Annotated in this window: 18 protein-coding genes and 2 pseudogenes; 13 read left to right on the forward strand and 7 right to left on the reverse strand. The window is 60.2% G+C overall.

Features of this window, described 5'->3' with window-relative positions; genetic code table 11:
- Positions 1-187 precede the first annotated feature (187 nt).
- Positions 188-1,092: pseudogene (thyX, locus tag ACERZ8_RS19545) on the reverse strand (FAD-dependent thymidylate synthase).
- A gap of 209 nt (positions 1,093-1,301) precedes the next feature.
- Here thyX and ACERZ8_RS19550 point away from each other — a divergent pair.
- The 5 genes and pseudogenes from ACERZ8_RS19550 (at position 1,302) to ACERZ8_RS19570 (ending at position 5,578) form a co-directional block, all read left to right on the forward strand.
- The gene (locus tag ACERZ8_RS19550; RefSeq protein ID WP_407593838.1) at positions 1,302-2,258 is read left to right on the forward strand and encodes a hypothetical protein; all 957 of its coding nucleotides are present in this window, start codon (positions 1,302-1,304) and stop codon (positions 2,256-2,258) included.
- Between the two features lie 6 nt (positions 2,259-2,264).
- Positions 2,265-3,647: a hypothetical protein gene (locus tag ACERZ8_RS19555; protein ID WP_407593839.1), complete on the forward strand. Its 1,383-nt coding sequence runs from the start codon at positions 2,265-2,267 to the stop codon at positions 3,645-3,647.
- Positions 3,648-3,718: 71 nt separating this feature from the next.
- Positions 3,719-4,146, forward strand: a pseudogene (locus tag ACERZ8_RS19560) (VOC family protein).
- Positions 4,140-4,841 (forward strand): DUF1194 domain-containing protein, encoded by a 702-nt coding sequence (locus ACERZ8_RS19565; protein WP_407593840.1) that lies wholly within the window; start codon positions 4,140-4,142, stop codon positions 4,839-4,841. Before ACERZ8_RS19560 ends, ACERZ8_RS19565 begins: the two are co-directional and overlap by 7 nt.
- Positions 4,842-4,849: 8 nt before the next feature.
- Positions 4,850-5,578, forward strand: coding sequence for a DUF1194 domain-containing protein (locus ACERZ8_RS19570; protein ID WP_407593841.1), 729 nt, complete (start codon positions 4,850-4,852; stop codon positions 5,576-5,578).
- On the opposite strand, the gene ACERZ8_RS19575 is transcribed toward ACERZ8_RS19570, so the two are convergent.
- From ACERZ8_RS19575 to ACERZ8_RS19585, 3 genes are all read right to left on the reverse strand, one after another.
- A complete protein-coding gene (locus ACERZ8_RS19575) occupies positions 5,572-6,096 on the reverse strand; it encodes a MarR family winged helix-turn-helix transcriptional regulator (RefSeq protein ID WP_407593842.1) in 525 nt (174 codons plus the stop codon). The two genes, ACERZ8_RS19570 and ACERZ8_RS19575, sit on opposite strands and share 7 nt — an antisense overlap.
- A gap of 62 nt (positions 6,097-6,158) precedes the next feature.
- Positions 6,159-6,443: a succinate dehydrogenase assembly factor 2 gene (locus tag ACERZ8_RS19580; protein ID WP_407593843.1), complete on the reverse strand. Its 285-nt coding sequence runs from the start codon at positions 6,441-6,443 to the stop codon at positions 6,159-6,161.
- Complete coding sequence (locus tag ACERZ8_RS19585) at positions 6,436-6,837, reverse strand: helix-turn-helix domain-containing protein (RefSeq protein ID WP_407593844.1); 402 nt, start codon at positions 6,835-6,837, stop codon at positions 6,436-6,438. Before ACERZ8_RS19585 ends, ACERZ8_RS19580 begins: the two co-directional genes overlap by 8 nt.
- A 107-nt stretch (positions 6,838-6,944) precedes the next feature.
- On the opposite strand from ACERZ8_RS19585, the gene ACERZ8_RS19590 reads away from it, so the two are divergent.
- Entirely contained in the window at positions 6,945-8,147 is a 1,203-nt protein-coding gene (locus tag ACERZ8_RS19590) for a pyridoxal phosphate-dependent aminotransferase (RefSeq protein ID WP_407593845.1), read from the forward strand.
- 11 nt (positions 8,148-8,158) lie between these two features.
- Positions 8,159-8,563, forward strand: a complete 405-nt coding sequence (locus tag ACERZ8_RS19595; RefSeq protein WP_407593846.1) for a hypothetical protein — start codon at positions 8,159-8,161, stop codon at positions 8,561-8,563.
- Positions 8,564-8,591: 28 nt separating this feature from the next.
- Here ACERZ8_RS19595 and ACERZ8_RS19600 read toward each other — a convergent pair whose 3' ends face one another.
- The 3 genes from ACERZ8_RS19600 to ACERZ8_RS19610 all read right to left on the reverse strand — a co-directional run bounded on the left by ACERZ8_RS19600 (position 8,592) and on the right by ACERZ8_RS19610 (position 11,628).
- Positions 8,592-9,980 carry an MATE family efflux transporter gene (locus ACERZ8_RS19600; protein ID WP_407593847.1) on the reverse strand — a complete coding sequence of 463 codons (1,389 nt, stop codon included), beginning with the start codon at positions 9,978-9,980 and terminating at the stop codon, positions 8,592-8,594.
- Positions 9,981-10,099: 119 nt separating this feature from the next.
- Complete coding sequence (locus ACERZ8_RS19605; protein WP_407593848.1) at positions 10,100-10,984, reverse strand: nickel/cobalt transporter; 885 nt, start codon at positions 10,982-10,984, stop codon at positions 10,100-10,102.
- Complete coding sequence (locus ACERZ8_RS19610; RefSeq protein WP_407593849.1) at positions 10,972-11,628, reverse strand: DUF1007 family protein; 657 nt, start codon at positions 11,626-11,628, stop codon at positions 10,972-10,974. The genes ACERZ8_RS19605 and ACERZ8_RS19610 overlap by 13 nt, the downstream gene beginning before the upstream one ends.
- A 168-nt stretch (positions 11,629-11,796) precedes the next feature.
- On the opposite strand from ACERZ8_RS19610, the gene ACERZ8_RS19615 reads away from it, so the two are divergent.
- The 6 genes from ACERZ8_RS19615 (at position 11,797) to ACERZ8_RS19640 (ending at position 18,397) form a co-directional block, all read left to right on the forward strand.
- Positions 11,797-13,089: an alpha/beta hydrolase family protein gene (locus ACERZ8_RS19615; RefSeq protein WP_407593850.1), complete on the forward strand. Its 1,293-nt coding sequence runs from the start codon at positions 11,797-11,799 to the stop codon at positions 13,087-13,089.
- Positions 13,086-13,949, forward strand: coding sequence for an alpha/beta fold hydrolase (locus ACERZ8_RS19620; protein WP_407593851.1), 864 nt, complete (start codon positions 13,086-13,088; stop codon positions 13,947-13,949). Before ACERZ8_RS19615 ends, ACERZ8_RS19620 begins: the two co-directional genes overlap by 4 nt.
- Before the next feature lie 60 nt (positions 13,950-14,009).
- On the forward strand, positions 14,010-14,669 hold the full coding sequence (locus ACERZ8_RS19625) for an alpha/beta hydrolase family protein (protein ID WP_407593852.1): 660 nt from the start codon (positions 14,010-14,012) through the stop codon (positions 14,667-14,669).
- 322 nt (positions 14,670-14,991) lie between these two features.
- A complete protein-coding gene (locus ACERZ8_RS19630; protein ID WP_407593853.1) occupies positions 14,992-15,642 on the forward strand; it encodes a VPLPA-CTERM sorting domain-containing protein in 651 nt (216 codons plus the stop codon).
- A gap of 146 nt (positions 15,643-15,788) precedes the next feature.
- Positions 15,789-17,744 carry a DNA topoisomerase IV subunit B gene (gene parE, locus ACERZ8_RS19635; protein ID WP_407593854.1) on the forward strand — a complete coding sequence of 652 codons (1,956 nt, stop codon included), beginning with the start codon at positions 15,789-15,791 and terminating at the stop codon, positions 17,742-17,744.
- Positions 17,741-18,397 (forward strand): DUF2971 domain-containing protein, encoded by a 657-nt coding sequence (locus ACERZ8_RS19640; protein WP_407593855.1) that lies wholly within the window; start codon positions 17,741-17,743, stop codon positions 18,395-18,397. Before parE ends, ACERZ8_RS19640 begins: the two co-directional genes overlap by 4 nt.
- The last annotated feature ends 74 nt before the right edge of the window (positions 18,398-18,471 follow it).

The raw sequence follows: 18,471 nt of genomic DNA on the forward strand, positions 1-18,471 counted from the left end.
CGTCTATACCGCACTCACGCTCTACTAGCCTACCTAATTCGAGCGAAATCGATCTATCATCTCTGTGGCTTAGGAAGTGCTCTAGCGTTCTCAACAGACGGTTGCGCATTCGCGCACTATCTCGTGCCAAATCCTCGCGGCGCTCGTAAATCTGAGAATAGCGACTAAGAGTCTTGCTCATAAGAACTCACCCAATCACCCCCATAAACTCCCGCCATTCCCCCTTGCTCATCCCCGACGTCTCCTGCGTCACCTCCTCGCCCTTGATCATCCGGCGTACACAGTCCAGCGCCTTGCCCGACATCGTCGCCCCCCCAACCGGTAATCCTCGAACGCGCCGTAGGCCGCAGGCACCCAGTCCTTCACCATCTCACAGATCGCATCGGCATAGACCCTGATCTCGTACTGCGCATGGGCATCGGCCCGCAGGCGCAGGAAGTGGAAGAGGTTGTGCAGATCCACCTTCCAGTACCACTGGGTGTAGATGTTGGCGGGCAGGTTCATGCGCGCCAGTTCCCGGGCGAGACCCTGCTGGCCGTCGTCCGAGATCATCTCTTCGTAGTGGTCATAGGCGCGGTTGCTGTCCGCCTTGAGGATTTCAAGGACACGTTCGGCCTCGGCCCCTTCCAGCACGGCGCCGCGCCCCTGATTGTTGACCACGGATTGTGCGTTCAGCGCGTCGGGCTGCGGGATGTAGAATTCACGGTCCAGGATCGAATACCGGGCCGAGTATTCGTTGACGTTCGCAGTGCGGTGGCGGATCCACTGGCGCGCCACGAACACGGGCAGTTTGACGTGCAGCTTGATCTCGCACATCTCGAACGGGGTCGAGTGCCAGTGGCGCATGAGGTAGCGGATCAGCCCCTCGTCATTCTGAACGGATTTGGTGCCCTTGCCATACGACACTCGGGCGGCCTGACAGATGGCGGCATCGTCGCCCATATAATCGATAACGCGAACAAAGCCGTGATCGAGAACGGGGCGGGCGTGATAGAGATGCGCCTCCATCCCCGGTGACGTCGCGCGCAAGGTCGGCTGGGGGGTGGCGCGCAGGGCTTCGATTTCGGCAAGCTGTTCGGGCTCAAGCGGCATGATGCGCATCCTTTATCCACAGAATCTGTCAGAGGTTCACTCTATATGGTGGACAGCAATACGTGAACCACCATATGAGGGTGCGCTTTTGGCAACGGTTATGGTTGAGGTCTGCGTCCTAGCCTCAAGATTTCGTTGACTTTTGCGCGATTGGGGCAGAGTCTCGGCTCAAAGAGGCAGAAAATTAAACCGCAAAAGGTTTGGCAGGTATGAAACGGACAGCAGCAGCGATGTGCGCGCTCGCCCTTGGGGTCGTTGCGTGCGGGGATGGCAATCCATTCACAGATGGCGGCACGACGACGCCGGGTGGGGGCACGAACACATCCAACGTGCCTGCCGAGATTCTGAACGATCTGGAGCGCATCAGTTTCAACGCGACAACCAACACCCTGACGGTAACGGGTCTGACGCAGGACGGGGTGCCGCTGGTCAACAACTATCGCCACATTCCCGCGACCTTCGCCGCGGGCTACGAGACCTTTACTGGACAGAATGACCCGCTTGGACGTCACGCCACAGCCTTTGTTGCTAGCCGCGAAGGTGTGCAGGCGGGAGTTGTGCTGACTGGCGGGCAATTCAACAAATTCTTTGGCGGGTCGTTTTTTGAGCGAACGGGCACATACACGGCACCCACCGCGCCCGAGAGCCGGTTCGACGTGACCTATTACGGAAACTATGCGGGTGGCATCAACGGCGTTGGCCCCGTCACCGATTTGTTCCCGACCGTTGGGTTGGATCCGAGTATCGGTCGACCCACCCAAACAGCCTATGTGCGCGGATTGATGTTCGTAAACGTGGACCTGAACGATTTGTCGGTCGAGGGCGAGATCTACAACCGGACCGGAGTATTTGAAGGTGGATTTGCCGACCTGCCCGATCTTGTGCTGGTTGATGGCGCATTGACCGGGGACGGCACGTTCAGTGGTAACATCGAATTTGATGCCCGCGACACGAACCCCGGCACGCCAGCAGACCCCGTCGGCGACGACATCGGGGATTTCGCCGGAGTGATTGGCGGACCGGGCGGCAATGCCATGGCTGGTGGGACCGTGTTGTCGGAATTCACCGACGAATTGGAAAACGAACTGGAATACGGTGTCTTTGTTCTGGACCTTTGCGTGGCCGGAAACCCCGACCCGATTTGTGTCAACGCCCAACAACCCTGATCCGCGATGAAACGCGCGTTCCTGGCAGCCGCATTTGCGCTTTGGGCGGGTGTGGCCGTACCTCAGACTGCGGACCCGGATGCGGGCGCCACCTTCACGCTTGATCAGGCGCGCGCAGTGGCCCGTCATGCGTTGGCGGTCGGGGATTTCGAACTGGCACGCCAGATCGCGATGGGCTTGTTAAAGGCGGATGCCGAAGATCCGTACGCCTACGGTGTTCTGGCGGCCGCTCATTCCCGCCTGAACGACCCCCGTCTGGCGCGCGCGGCAGCGCGGCTGTCCTACCGCTATGCCGAAACGAGTGCGCAAAAGTTCGGAGCCGCCCGTACCGCGGCCAGCGTGGCCGCTCAGCAAAAACGCCCGACGATGTCGCAAGCCTGGCTGCGCATAGCGGCAGCACATACCGAAACCCCACAGCAGGACAAACTTCTTGCGCGTGAATACGCACAGGCCCGCGCCGCAAATCCACTCCGGTTCAACATCAACGTCTCTGTCGCCCCCTCTGACAACGTCAACAGCGGCACGGACAACGTGCTTGAGGTGATCAACGGGGTACCCACCTTTGGTTTCTTTCAGGGCAGTTCGCGCGCGTTGTCGGGCACAGTCGGTGTGTTTGATGCGCGGCTTCGGTACCGCCTGAGGGCAGACGAGTCATCGCGCTCGACGGCAACCGGTCGCCTCTACACACGGCGCGTGGACCTGTCGAGCGAGGCGCAAACCCTCGCGCCGAACGTCACAAACAGCGATTTTGCGTCGACTTACGCGGAACTCGGCGTTGAACACCGCTTTGCGCTCGGGGCCGTGGGCAATGCCATGACCCTAGGAGGCGCTTTGGGCGCCAGCTGGTCCGGCGGCGAACGGACATATGACTTTGCGAAGCTCTATGCACTACGCGATGTGCGGTTGACGCCAAACACACGGTTAAGCCTGAACGGGGCGGCAGAGCGCCGCCTGTCCACCGTGTCATCGACCCGGGATGCCGACGTGCTGACATTGGGCGCACATCTGGGCCACAAGCTGGCGCGCGGAGACAGCCTGAGTATCGGTCTTACGGTGCAGAACGTGACGGGCGACATCGTCAATGCCGATTACCAGACCGCGAGCCTGCGCGCGCGCTACACCTTTGCCAAACAAGTCGGACCGGTGCAGGTCACCACGGGTCTGACCTACGGATACACCGACTACGATTCCTATGTGCTGGTGCGTCCGGTGGACGGTGGACGGCAAGACACGTCACTTTACGGCGATGTGTCCCTGTTCTTTGCCGATTACGACTTTGCCGGGTTCGCTCCGACCGTACAACTGCGCACCGGGCGGCGGTCATCCAACGTCAATCGGTTTGAAATCAGCGAAACGACCATCAGCCTCGGCATTCAATCAAAGTTCTGAGAGGCGCTGGCCCTGCTCGTACGACGTGTTAGGTTAACAACAAGTGTTTATTAACAAAGAAAGACGCGCTGATGCCAACCAAATACCTGCACACCATGGTCCGGGTCAAAGACCTCGACGCCTCGATGGCATTCTACAAACTTCTGGGGCTGGAAGAGACCCGGCGCATGGACAGCGAAAAGGGGCGCTTTTCCCTGATCTTCATGGCCCCGCCGGATCAGCCGGAATGCCCTGTCGAGTTGACGTATAATTGGGATGGGGATGATGGCCTGCCCAGTGACAGTCGCCATTTCGGACACCTCGCCTACCGCGTCGACAATATTTACGAGATGTGTCAGCACCTTATGGACAACGGCGTCACGATCAACCGCCCCCGCGCGACGGACATATGGCTTTTGTGCGCTCACCTGACAACATCTCGATCGAGTTGCTGCAGGAAGGTGACGACCTGCCCCCGGCAGAGCCCTGGGCAAGCATGGAAAACACAGGTCATTGGTAAGGGCAGCAGCCCTTCTGGTCGCGCTTTGCGCGGCCTCTCCGGCGGCAGCGTGCCGTTTGGCGTTGTTGTTGGCGCTGGATGTCTCGTCGTCCGTGGATGCAACCGAAGACCAGTTGCAGCGTGGCGGGTTGGTGGCCGCCCTCACCTCTCCCGAAGTGCGCGCGGCATTCTTTGCGGTGGATGCCCCCGTCGCACTGGCCGTGTTCGAATGGTCGGGCCGGTACAATCAGGAAGTCGTGCTGGACTGGACATTGATCGACAGCCCCGCCGCCCTGCTGTCTGCAGCCGAAACCGTGGCCGCCAGCAAGCGCAGTCATAACGAATTTCCCACGGCCATGGGGTACGCGCTTGGGTACGGGGCCGAAATGCTGCGCCGCGCCCCTCACTGCCTGAACGAGACCATCGACATGGCGGGGGACGGACAGAACAACGAAGGGTTCGGCCCGCGACTTGCCTATAAGGAGTTCGATTTTGCGAACGTGACGGTAAACGGGCTGGTGGTGAATGCCGCCGAGTTCGCATCCGAAACCCAACTGATCGAGTTCTACCGCAACGAAGTGCTGTGGGGGCCGGGCGCGTTCATGGAAGTGGCGCAAGGGTTCGAAGACTATGAGCGCGCGATGCGACGCAAGCTGGAACGCGAACTGACACCGCCCGTCATCGGAGGCCTGATCGACGAGCGGCAGGCCGGATGAGAGCGCTGTTGCTTGCACTGACCCTCGGCGGTTGGGCTGGCTTCGCTGACGCGGCCTGTCGGCAGGCGCTGGCCCTTGGGCTGGATGTGTCCGGATCGGTCGATGCGCGCGAATACCGGTTGCAAATGGATGGGCTGGCGGCAGCGCTCGATGACCCAAAAGTGCGCCAGGCGCTGATGGTAATGCCGGGCACGCCCGTGCATCTTCTGGTCTATGAATGGAGCGGGCCGGAAGACCCGACAGTCGTGCTGCCATGGACTGCCGTGACTGGCCCGCAGGTTTTGAACGGCATTATCGGTCATTTGCGCAGTCTTGAACGGCGCAATTCAACGCCGGGTACCGCACTTGGTCTAGCCATGCGCGAAGGAGTGGCGCATTTGAACCAGCGATCCGAGTGCTGGAAGCGCACGCTTGATCTGTCAGGTGACGGCAAATCCAACCTTGGACCACGACCCGTGGACATCAAGTCAGAGATCGAGCCGACGGGCATCACGGTCAATGCGTTGGTCATTGGTGCGGACGCGCCCGCGCTTGGGGATGTCCGGCAAGCGGAGATTTCAGCGCTGTCTGCCTACTTTCATGCCAACGTCATTGTGGGTTCAGACAGTTTTGTCGAAACCGCACTTGGCTTCGAAGACTACCCCGAAGCCATGGCGCGCAAGCTGGAACGCGAACTTGAAACACTGATCCTCGGGGCGGCGCCTGACTTGGCCCCAGCGCGCGCACCCGGTCAGTAGATATAGCGGATCTGATCCGTCCAGTACCGTTCCATCCGTTTGAGGGATGCTGTGATGTCCACGATCCCTTCGGGGCCAAGGACCCCTTTGGCCTGCAAGCCGTCAGCATGGCGCAGGAACAGTTCCGCCACCACATCCCGGATTTTGCGACCCTTTTCCGTCAGCTTTACCCGGACCGAGCGGCGATCAATCTCGCAGCGCTGGTGGTGCATATACCCCATCTCGACCAGTTTCTTGAGGTTGTAGCTGACGTTCGAGCCTTGATAATACCCACGGCTTTTCAACTCACCCGCCGTCACCTCGTTGTCGCCGATATTGAACAGCAACAGCGCCTGCACGGCGTTGATTTCCAGCACGCCCACCCGCTCGAATTCGTCTTTGATCACATCCAGCAGCAATCGGTGCAGCCGTTCGACAAGCGATAGCGCTTCCAGATAGCCAACCATAAAGCTCGCGTCGTTGCGCGGCGGGGTGTCTGCCAGTCCGGTGGACTGTGCGATGGGATCCTGAATGCTCATCCGCGTTCTCCGACTCATGTCTGCTCGGGAACAGAAAATGACCATGATTCGGAAATATTCGGTTAAACGCCGAATTCACTTGGTTTTTTGCCCTGAAAGGTCTGCGAAATATCAGAAATGAGGGCTGCGAACGCTTCCGGCGCGGCCTCTTGTCCGGTCACCCAGCGGATCAGATCCTGATCGTTTTCGTTCAACAGGGCATCGTAAGTATCAAGCTGTGCGTCATCCATATCGCCCAGATGCGTGCCCGCATAGGCCGACAGGATCAGGTCCATTTCCTTGATCCCGCGCCGCATCGAACGCATGTGCAGCCGTTTCAGACGGTGCTGGCGCGTCTCTTCACTCATCGACAGAGATTTCCAACGTCGCGCGCAGCCGCTTTTCCAGCCGCGCCACCTGTTCGGCGCGTTGCAGCATGTCGGCGCGCAAATCACGCAACTCTGTCAGGATGTTGCGGGTCTCGTCCGTCATCGTGCCGCTGGTTTCAACCGGGCCAGTCAGCCCTTCGCCTTCGCCGTTGATCAGCCACATCATCGAGACATTCAGCAGCCCCGCCATGATGGACAAACGGTTTGCGCGCGGCTCGCTCAGGTCGTCCTCCCAGGATCGCATCGTCGCCAGACGCACCCCCAGCCGCTTGGCCAGTTGCTTTTGTGTCATTCCGGCTGCTTCGCGCGCGGCGGCAACGCGGTCTCCGAATGTCGCGGCGTCTGCGCCGTACCAGTCCTGTGCATCGTCCATGATCATTCTCCTAGTCTGAGGCATATCCGGCGCGCCTAGCGCTTGCCCGAACCGGGCCGCGCGCCTATGACGGGTCGCGAACCCTTATTAACGAGGCTTGGGCACAGATGACATTCCTTTCCGCGACGCTTGACCGCGTCAAACCGTCCCCCACCATCGCCGTCACCAACAAAGCGGCAGAGTTGAAGGCTGCAGGCCATGATGTCATCGGCCTTGGCGCGGGTGAGCCCGACTTCGACACGCCCCAGTCGATCAAGGACGCGGCCGTTGTTGCCATCGCACTTGGCAAGACGAAATACACGGCCGTGGACGGGATTGCCGAGCTGAAACAGGCCATCGTGGCCAAGTTCAAGCGCGACAATGACCTCGACTACACCCCGGCGCAGGTGTCCGTGGGCACAGGCGGCAAACAGGTGCTTTACAACGCGCTGATGGCCACGCTGAACCCCGGTGACGAAGTGATCGTGCCAGCCCCCTACTGGGTCAGCTACCCCGACATGGTCCTGTTGGCAGGCGGCACGCCTGTTACCGTGTCTTGCGGGATCGAAAGTGCGTTCAAGATGACAGCGGAACAGCTTGAGGCCGCGATCACGCCCAAAACCAAGTGGCTGATCTTCAACTCGCCTTCCAACCCCACCGGGGCGGGCTACAACCGCGAAGAGCTCAAGGCCCTGACCGACGTGTTGATGCGTCACCCGCATGTCTGGGTGATGACAGACGACATGTATGAACACCTTGCCTATGACGGCTTTGAATTCTGCACCCCTGCCCAGGTTGAACCGGGGCTTTATGACCGCACACTGACGGTGAACGGGGTCAGCAAGGCCTATGCGATGACCGGCTGGCGCATCGGCTATGCCGCAGGGCCAGAACAGCTGATCCGTGCGATCCGCAAGGTGCAGTCGCAATCGACATCCAACCCCTGTTCCATCAGCCAGTGGGCGGCGGTCGAGGCGCTTAACGGTCCGCAGGACTTCCTTGCCCCCAACAACGAGACGTTTGTGCGCCGCCGCAATCTCGTGGTCGAGATGCTGAACGCCATCGACGGCATGGAATGCCCGGTGCCTGAGGGGGCGTTCTATGTCTATCCGTCCATCAAGGGGCTGATCGGCAAGACCAGTGCCGCAGGCACAATGATTGTCGATGACGAAGCCTTTGCCACCGCCTTGCTGGAGGAAACCGGCGTTGCCGTCGTTTTCGGCGCAGCATTCGGGGTATCGCCCAACTTTCGGGTCAGCTACGCTACCTCCGACGAGGCCCTGAAAGAGGCCTGCACCCGCATTCAGACCTTTTGTGCGGGACTGACCTGAGCGAGGGGGCAATGGGCACCGAACTACCCGAATACTATTTCCGCGTGCGCGAAAACGGGGCGGCGGTGTTCCGCGTGGACACCGAAAACCGCCAGCGCCGGATTGAGATGGACCAGATCGCGGTGATTAACATCCGCAATGGCGAGATCAAGCCACACGGGGATCGTACCTTGTCCGACGCCGATCTTGCGCGGATCGAAGCGTGGATGGCGGAGCGCGCAGATGTGTTGGCCCATCGCGACATCGACGACATTCACCGGGCGGTGGATTACCTCAACCTCACAACCCAATGGGCGCAATCGCGCGCCAGCGAAGAGCAGCTTGAGGATGTAACGGACGCGCTGCTGCTGGCCATGCACGATCTGCGTTCGGTGCTTGTGCGCAAAAAGGCCGACAGGCTGACGTCCAAGACGTGAATTGGGTCACGGGGCACCAAAGGCCCTGTCAGGATGCAGGCACCACGTCCGCGCCGCCATCATCGGCAAGGCGGGGCACCATGACCCACCAAAAGCGGATGATCAAAGCCACGCCCGCACAAGCAAGGCCCAGCGTGAGGCCAAGCCAGACGCCGACGCCTTCCCACCCGACCACAAAGCCAAGCACGTAAGACACAGGCATCCCCACGACCCAGTAGGACACCGCCGCAAGGACCATCGGCACCTTGGCATCCTGCACACCGCGCAACAGCCCAAGGGCGACAACCTGCGCCCCGTCAACCAACTGGAACAATGCCGCGAGAGCCATGAGGACAACGCCAATGGCAACCACCTCGTCCCGCGCCTCTTGCCCGGCGTCGATAAAGATGCTGATCAGTTGTTCGGGCAGGGTAACAAACAGAACAATCGTGGCGAGGGCCATTGCGACACTCATGCCCAGCACCATGCGGGCGCCGCGTTTCATGTGTTCCAGATCATGCCGCCCATAGGCGTTGCCCGCCCGGATCGTGGCGACGTTTCCAAGCCCCATGTGCACCATGAACGTGATCGATGCGAGTTGCAGTGCGATCCCGTGCGCGGCCAGCGGGACGGTCCCGAGCCAGCCCATCATGAAAGCCGATGCGGCGAACAAGCCAACTTCGCTTAAGGACGTCAGACCGATGGGCCAGCCAAGGTGAAAGACGCGCCCCAGCATCTCGAAATCGGGACGCCACAGGCGTTCGAGGATGCCGTGTTCGGGCAGCGCCCACAGCGCGTAGACGACCACACCGACAAGCGAGACAAACTGCGTGACCAGTGACGCGACAGCCGCGCCCGCAATGCCCATTTCAGGCGCACCCCAATTGCCGAAGATGAATGCGTAATTCGCCAACCCGTTTGTCAGAGCCGCCACAAGCGTGATCCACAGCACGATCTGAGTGCGCTCAAGGGCGGCGAGATAGCTTTTGAACGTCATGACGATCAGCGCGGGGATGATCCCCCACCCCGCAATCTGCAAATACGCCGCCCCGTCGCGGGCCACCTGATCGGTTTGTCCAAGGCCCAGCAGGATCGCCTCTGACCAGATCATGATGGGCATGACCGCAACCGCAAAGGCCATGCTGAGCCACAGGCCCATCCGTGTGGCACGGCGCAGGTTCACCTCGTCTTCTTCCGCGGCATAGGATGCCACCATGGGCATCACGGCCCAGGCAAAACCGGACCCCATGAGGAACAGGACGAAAAACAACGATCCTGCCGCCGTCATTGCGGCCAGTTCCTCGACTCCGTAACGACCCAGCATGACAGTGTCGGTGATGCCGATGGCCACCTGCCCCAGATGCCCGCCGACAAGCGGCAGACCAAGGACCATCACCGCGCGGGCGTGACCGGAATATGACATATGAGAAAGGGCCATGTCTTTCCCTTACGCCTGCTTTTTGGGCAAGGAAAGCCCCGCACTGTTCGCGGATGACAGATGTGGATGTGCGCCGGTGCAATCGCCGGGGTCTGCCGTCCTGTCCGCGCCGCGACAGGCTAGAGCAGAGGCAGTGCCAGTGCGGTCGCAACAAGTGCGATCAACCCACCGGCCACGATTTCGATCAGGGCCATGGCGCGCACGGCCCCCGCCCCGCTGAACCCTGCCAAGGCCGATTTGCGCGTGCCCACGGCTGCAAGGGCGACAAGCACCGTCACGCTGGCCGTCCCCAGCCCCATCACGAAAGCGCCTGCGATCCCGGCCCACGGGATTCCGAGCGCAAAACACAGGATCAGAAGGAACACGGCACCCGTGCAGGGCCGGATCGCAATGGAGGCGATGATTGCAGCGGCATCCCGCCACGACGTGACTGCCTCTGCCTGATCGACACTTGGCCCGTGGGCATGGCCGCAGGTTTCGCAGTGCCCATCGGCATCAACGGCATGGGCGGCCTTTGAAAAGGCCCGCCGCGCACCGCGCACAACCAGCCAGGCCCCCACAAGGGCGATGGCGATGAAACTCGCCGGGGCCAGAACTTTGTCGGCCGTGTCGGTCATCTGCGTACGGCTCCATCCCAGGATCAACGCCCCGGCCGCAACCAGCAGGATCGCCGCCAGTGCCTGTGCAAGCGAGGATGCGATTGCGAGCACCGACAGACGCAACGCCGTGACCCGTGCCGCCGCGCCGTAGCCGCCGATCACCAGCTTGCCATGTCCCGGACCCGCCGCATGGAAAAAGCCATAAGCCGCGCACAAGCCCATCAATGTCGCCCAAGCGCCGGTTTCGCCCGCACGCACGGCCCGCAACCCTTGCGCAAGCGCATTCTGGGCATCGCGCTGCTGCGCATTGGCCCATTGGGAAATGTCGCTCATGCCGCCAAAGCCGAACAGCCACAGCAGGACCGCTGCTGCGGTGATCAGCACCCCGATCCTTACTGATCGCATGACAGCATCACCGTATCGGCAAAGGATTCGCCCACTTCGGGGTAGTAATCCGTCGCCTCGCTTTCAGGTGTTGCGAAAAGCAACTCTTCGAGCCGGGAATAGGCTGCGTCCAGATCCGCAGGTTCGATCACTGCAGTGCAGGGCCCATCGACCTCGACCTGCCCCACAAGCGCGTAGGCAGTGTAAAAGGTCGGATCAAAGGCTTTGATCTGCAAACCGGCTGCCGGCGCTTCGGCGGCGCGGAAATGTGTGGTGATGATGCGCCCGTCTTTGACCGTGGTGCCACGGGCCTGAGGCGGACCAAGGGCAACGGGTTGCCCACCCTGACGGGCATAACTGTCGCCTTCGTAACCTTCGACCCATTCCAGATCAAACCCTTCGAGGCGTTGCAGCTCGTCCGGGCGCAACCGCCCGTCCCCATCTGAATCCACGCCGAGATCGGCAAAAATCAGCAGCGAGTAGAAATCATCATAGGCCCACTGCACCTCAAGCCCTTTGAAAGTGCCATCCTCATCCACGACCGCCCGCAGTGTCGTGTCGATAAAGACATGCGGATGGGCCTGCCCGATGATGGGTGTGGCAGACAGGCACAAGGCCAGCAGGGGCGCGCGCAACATGGACATGAGCGTGATGTAGCGACCCACCCCACCGTCCTCAACCCTCGGGGGCAGAAAACTGAAGCCGCGCGTGCCGCGCTGACGGATTGGTGATAAGTATTGGAGCACAGCGGGAGTTGGCGTGACTGATTCCCGTCATTGGGGAAATTTCGGATGTCACGCGCGTGTCCGGAAAAACCTGCAAAGGAAGAGACTATGACTGCCCGCACGATCCAGGCCCTTGCCACCGTAGCAGCCGCTGCCCTGACAGGTGCGGCACTGGCCAATCCCATTGATCAGATCCGGCCCGATGCGCCTGCGCTTGCGCCATATGGCATGTTTCCCATCGGGGTGCAGACCCTGACGGCCACCATCCCGGGCAGTATCGACGTGCTGAATGTCACCGAAGACGATGTGCCACTCTATGACCGCCCGCTCACGCTTGAGGTCTGGTATCCGGCGGAACTGGGCACAGTGCAGGGTGGCAGCTATACTGCGTTCCTGCGGGACGGCGTGACCGAGGTGACACTGACGGGCCGTGCGGCACGCGACGCAACTCCGGCGACCGGGGCACAGTTTCCGCTGGTCGTGATCAGCCATGGCTATCCCGGCAACCGCTACCTGATGAGCCATCTGGGCGAAAACCTTGCCTCCAAAGGCTATGTGGCCGTGTCGATCGATCACACAGACAGCACCTATTCAGATCAGGGGGCGTTCGGCTCCACCCTGCTCAACCGCCCGCTCGATCAGGCTTTTGTCGTGGATCACATGGCAACGCTTGAGGGGCAGTTGGGTGACATCATCGACGCCGACAACACGGGCGTCATTGGCTATTCCATGGGCGGGTACGGCGCGCTGATCTTTGGCGGGGCGGGGGTAACCCAGGCCTCGACTGAATTCAGCTGGGGCACACCAAACGGGCTGCTGGAACAGCACCTTGCCGGGTCCGAAAGCCATGAGGCGTTAATGGATCCGCGCATCAAGGCGGTGATCGCCATCGGCCCCTGGGGCAACAATGCGGGTTTCTGGGACGCAGACGGGCTGGCAGGACTTCGCGTGCCACTGATGCTGATGGCAGGCAGCGATGACGATGTGTCAGTTTATGGCGCTATGCGCAGCATCTTTGATGGGGCCGTGGACACGGACCGGCATCTGCTGACCTTTGACCACGCAAACCACAATGCCGCAGCCCCCATGCCGGCCCCGGCCGAGGCATGGATGCCGTCCGATACGCTCGATTTCGTTCCGTTCGAACATTACGCCGATGCGGTTTGGGACACCACGCGGATGAACAACATCGCGCAGCATTTTGCGACTGCCTTCATGGGGGTACACTTGAAGGGCGACCCCGAGATGGCGGCCTATCTCGATCTGGTTCCAGACTCGGACGACGGTGTGCATGCCCTTGATGATGCGGGAAACCCGACCGAGGATCACACCTATTGGGCGGGGTTCGCGGCGCGCACCGCCAAGGGGCTGACATTCGAAACGAAGAGAACCGGCGAATGATGCGCGTCACGCAGCGCGATCTGAACGGTCACAGCTTTACCGTGCGCGAATGGGGCGTCGAAGGACTGCCCAAATTGCTGATGTTGCACGGCTTTCCCGAGTATGGCGGCGCATGGAACGCACTTGCCCTGTGCCTGTCGGATCGATTTCATTGCATCGCACCGGATCAAAGGGGTTATGGGGCCAGCTATGCGCCTGAAGCGGTGGAAGACTATAAATTGGACGCCCTCGTCGGAGATATGGTCGCCCTGATCGGATCAGAACCTGTGATCGTCATGGGCCACGACTGGGGATCGGCGGTGGCTTATGGACTGGCGATGTTCCATCCCAATCTGGTCAGCCATCTGATTGTGGCCAATGGCGTACACCCGGTCGTTTTTCAGGACGCCACCGCCGCAGGCGGCGCACAATCGGAGGCCTCGCACTATATCGACAAGCTGCGCAATCCCAAGTCGGACGCAGTGCTGGAGGCGGATGACTTTGCGCGCATCATGGACATGTTTTCATCCCACATGGACAAGTCATGGCTGACAGGCGATGTGATGGAGGCACAAAAGGCCGCGTGGCGGCAATCGGGCCTGCGTGGCATGATCAACTGGTATCGCGCCTCTCCCTTGGTGGTGGCAGACCCCGGCAAACCGATCGAACTGCCGCCCAGGCCACAGGAACGGTATATGGTATACTGTCCGCACCTGCTGATCTGGGGCCAAGGGGACACCGCGTTGCTGCCCGAAGCGACGCAGGGGTTGGAAGACTTTGTGCCCGACCTCACACGGGAAACCATCCCGGATGGCGATCACTGGGTGTTGCATCAACATCCCGACCGGGTGGCGCGGATCATCCGCGACTGGCTGTCCTAGCGCCTTTGCAGAAAACCGATTTCGCGTCATAGTGGCAGGTATTCAACAAAGGTATTTGTCATGTCTCACAGCTATGAAATCAAACTGGCCGCGCAGATGGCCGAAGCCTCTTATGCGGGGCGCAATCATGGATCGCTGGCCACGGCCTTGCGCAAGGAACTGGACGACGACGACGTGCAGGCGCTGTTCCTCAAGGGGGATATCCTGCTGATACCGGGTTCGAACTCGGTCGCGGATTACCTCAAGTTCAATCTGCGCGTCCTCAACATCGGCGGCAAACGGTTCCGCCTGAACGATGATCACACCGAGGCCGGCGCGTCCGGCACAATCTGGCATCAGGGGTTCCTGCGCCATGCACAGGTGATATTCGCCTGGCTCGAACGCGAGCGGCTTCGGCCCAAATTCATCATCGGACATTCGCTGGGGGCCGCGGCCACGCAGATCCTTGTGCGAACCTACGGCGTACCCGGCATCGGCTTTGCGGCACCGCGCCCACGGCGCAGCCGGGGTGCGATCAAGCATTCACATCTGTGCCTGTGCATCAATCGCGACGATGACGCAGTCTGCACTCTGCCCGGCTCGTTCCACCACATGGGGCATGTGCACCACGCCCGCGCGAAACGATCCGTCTTTGGACCGGATCACAGCATGAAACACTACCGCCGCGTGATCGATGAACAGCAAGTGGCCGGGATATTGGGCAAGCGCTGGCCAGGCTAAAGGCATCGGCTGGCCAATGGTTGCGGCGGTAAAGGGCCTGATTCGTCTTGAGACCGGGGTTTTCGCGATAGTTGAATAATACCAACCCCCGGTAGCACCGAAAAACAATTCGCCAAAGTGCAGGCGCGTTGTTCTCGAAATTGGCGACAAAGGATGCGTAATCTTTTGTCGCCAAATAGGCGCTTAACCATTTCATTTTGTTAAGATTAATTAATTTTCTCTCGCAATAGTAGAAATCACAAACTGGAAAAACACTCGCGCAGCTGACCAATTAAGGCGTAACTTGGACGCGCTAAGTACTTTATTATGGTGAGGACGTGTTTTGAAAAGCCTATTGATTGCATTCGCCGTTGCGGCCATTTCACTGACAACCGCAACTGTCACCCACGCGACAACATACGTGTACCAACTGGCCGACCACCCAAATGGCGGTTTGGCGGGCACCTATGATTACGGCCTGCGGCTTGACCGCGAAACGCCCAGTCCGCGCTTCTTTTCCTTTGGCAACGGAGCGTCGGCGACGCTGTCCTATGACTCCGTCAACCTGACCGCCACGATGTCCGGCACGATGGTTGAAAGCCTGGGCAACGGGTCGACTGGGGCCACCTACTCGTTCAGCTACACGATGGACGGGCTGACCGACATCGGGAACGGCGGGTTCATCGACACAACTGGCAACGGTTCGGGCAGCGTCATCGGCGCAGGTGTCGGTATGACCGATCTGCTGCTTGGCGCTGCCGCCAAGGGCAGCGCGCCTTACGTCGGTGAATACTTCCGCTTTGGTCTGGATGCACTGGCGGATCGTGCCTTCACAGGGTTCGAGGGCACAGGTTGGGTCCAGTCGAAACCGGGCGCGAACGACTTCCTGTTCACGGCAACCCTTGTCACCACACCTTTGCCGGGCGCGGCATGGATGTTGCTGGCCGGTGTTGGAGGGTTGGGCCTGATGCGCCGCCGCAAGAAAACCAGCTAAGGGGGCCAAACCCCAAGGCTTAGGAAAGGCGGGCTCAGGCCCGCCTTTTTCCGTGTGAGCCGGCGCGCACGCCCACACGCACCCCCTTCCCCCGGATATGACGGTCTGGCATACTCGGCAGCAACAAACAAAAAAGAGCAGCTGCCATGACCGACCTGCTAAGCGGGGCCGCCAAGGCCTCGGACTATGACGCCTCCTCCATTCAGGTGCTGGAGGATATGGAACACGTCCGGCTGCGCCCGGGCATGTATATCGGCGGCAAGGATGACCGCGCCCTGCACCACATGGTGGCCGAGATCATCGACAACTCGATGGACGAGGCCGTTGCGGGCCACGCCACCTGGATCGAGGTTGAACTGCACGAGAACGGCCATGTGTCGGTACGCGACAACGGGCGGGGCATCCCCACCGATCCGCACCCCAAGGACCCGTCCAAATCCGCGCTTGAGATCATCTTTTGCACGCTGAATGCGGGTGGTAAGTTCTCCGGGGACTCTTACGAGACATCGGGCGGCCTGCATGGCGTCGGCAGTTCTGTCGTGAACGCCTTGTCCGACCATTTGAGGGTCGAGGTGGCGCGCAACCGCGAACTTTATGCGATGGAGTTTTCGCGCGGTTTGCCGCAGGGCCAATTGGAAAAGATCGGCTCGGCCCCCAATCGGCGCGGCACAGCCGTCACCTTTCATCCCGACCCTGAGATTTTCGGGTCCCTCAAACTCAAACCCGCCCGTCTGTTCAAAATGGCGCGCTCCAAGGCGTACCTGTTTTCTGGCGTGGAAATCCGCTGGAAGACAGCGATTGCCGACGGCGACACACCAACCACCGCGACGTTCCACTTTCCCGGCGGTCTTGCCGACTACCTGAACGAAGTCATGGCAGGTGCCACGACCTATGCAGATGCCCCGTTCGCGGGCACGGTGTCCTTTGACAAGTTCAAGGTGCCGGGCAAGGTCGAATGGGCGATCAACTGGACGCCCGCGCGCGACGGCTTCATCCAGTCCTATTGCAACACCGTCCCCACCCCCGAGGGCGGCACGCATGAGGCCGGGTTCTGGGCGGCCATCCTCAAAGGGATCAAGGCTTACGGCGAGTTGGTGAACAACCGCAAGGCCGCGACCATCACGCGCGAGGACCTGATCACCGGGGCGGGCGCGCTGGTGTCCTGTTTCATCCGCGAACCGGAATTCGTGGGCCAGACCAAGGACCGCCTTGCCACGGTCGACGCCCAACGCATGGTCGAAAACTCGGTCCGCGACCACTTCGACAACTGGCTTGCGGCCGATACGAAATCCGCAGGCGCGATCCTCGACTTTCTGGTGCTGCGGGCCGAGGAACGGCTGCGCCGCCGCCAGGAAAAGGAGACCGCGCGCAAGACTGCTACGCAAAAGCTGCGCCTGCCCGGCAAACTGACCGACTGCTCAAGCAAATCGCGTGAAGGGACCGAATTGTTCATCGTCGAGGGCGACTCGGCGGGTGGCTCTGCCAAAATGGCGCGGGATCGCAAGACGCAAGCCCTGCTGCCCCTGCGCGGCAAGATCCTGAACGTGCTTGGTGCGGCCAGTTCCAAACTGGGATCAAACGCCGAGATTTCCGATCTGACGCAAGCCCTTGGCGTAGGTCTGGGGGCCAAGTTCAACGTCGACGATCTGCGCTATGACAAGGTCATCATCATGACCGACGCGGACGTGGACGGCGCCCATATCGCAGCACTGCTGATGACGTTCTTTTTCACCCAGATGCGGCCCATGATCGACGCAGGCCACCTCTACCTCGCCTGCCCGCCGCTGTTCCGCCTGACGCAAGGGGCACGCCGGGTCTATTGCCTTGATGAGGCCGAAAAGAACGCGCTGATGGAGCAAGGTCTGGGCGGCAAGGCCAAGATCGACGTATCGCGCTTCAAGGGTCTGGGCGAGATGGACGCGAAGGATCTGAAAGATACCACGATGAATCCGGCGACCCGCAAACTGATCCGCGTGAGTATCGACGATGACGAACCCGGAGAGACGGGCGATCTGGTTGAACGGCTGATGGGGAAGAAGCCTGAGATGCGGTTTCAGTACATTCAGGAGAACGCGCGGTTTGTGGAGGAGTTGGATGTTTGAGTGAGAAACCAGGATTCCAAAGAGTCTACAAATTCTATTCCTCTCATTCAGCCTTACGGAACATTTCCAGCCAACGCTTAAAAGTGTCTACTCTTGATGATTTGAATGATCCATTCGAGTTTCTTGGTTTTCAACTTCCAAAACCGGAACCAAGAAACTCTTGGATCGCGGCGAAGACAGTCTTGCAAAAGCGGATCGGCTTGATCAGTTTTTGCAAATCCTGGAGCAACCCTCTCGTCTGGGGGCACTACGCTGAGAACCACAGAGGCTTGGCACTTGGGTTTGATGTTTGGAGCAGCATGCTTCGACCCGTAAAATACTACAAACACCGTCGAAAGTTGCCGAACCTGTCTTTGACAGACCCTGACCTGACTTATCAAGCGGTAGTCTCGGCACTTTATGCGAAGTACATACATTGGCAATACGAGGAAGAGTATCGCATTGCCTTGCGACTTCCCGACACGATTCAAGAAAATGAGATGTACTTTCAACCGTTTGAAGATTGGTTGAAGCTAAGTGAGGTCATCGTAGGATCACTGTCCCAAGTATCAGCGCAAGACCTTGTGAATGCCGGACTTTCAAATTCTACAAAGGTAAAGAGAGCCCGGCTGTCGTTCAAAAGTTACAGAGTTGTTCTAGCTGGAAAGGAATGATCGTAATTCTAGTGCGCCGCATTGGTTTGCCGCGGTACGGCGCTCCGAACACCCCACCACGGCACTTAATCCAA

Origin of the sequence: Tateyamaria armeniaca, assembly GCF_045797845.1 — a bacterium.
GTDB classification, from domain to species: Bacteria; Pseudomonadota; Alphaproteobacteria; order Rhodobacterales; family Rhodobacteraceae; genus Tateyamaria; species Tateyamaria armeniaca.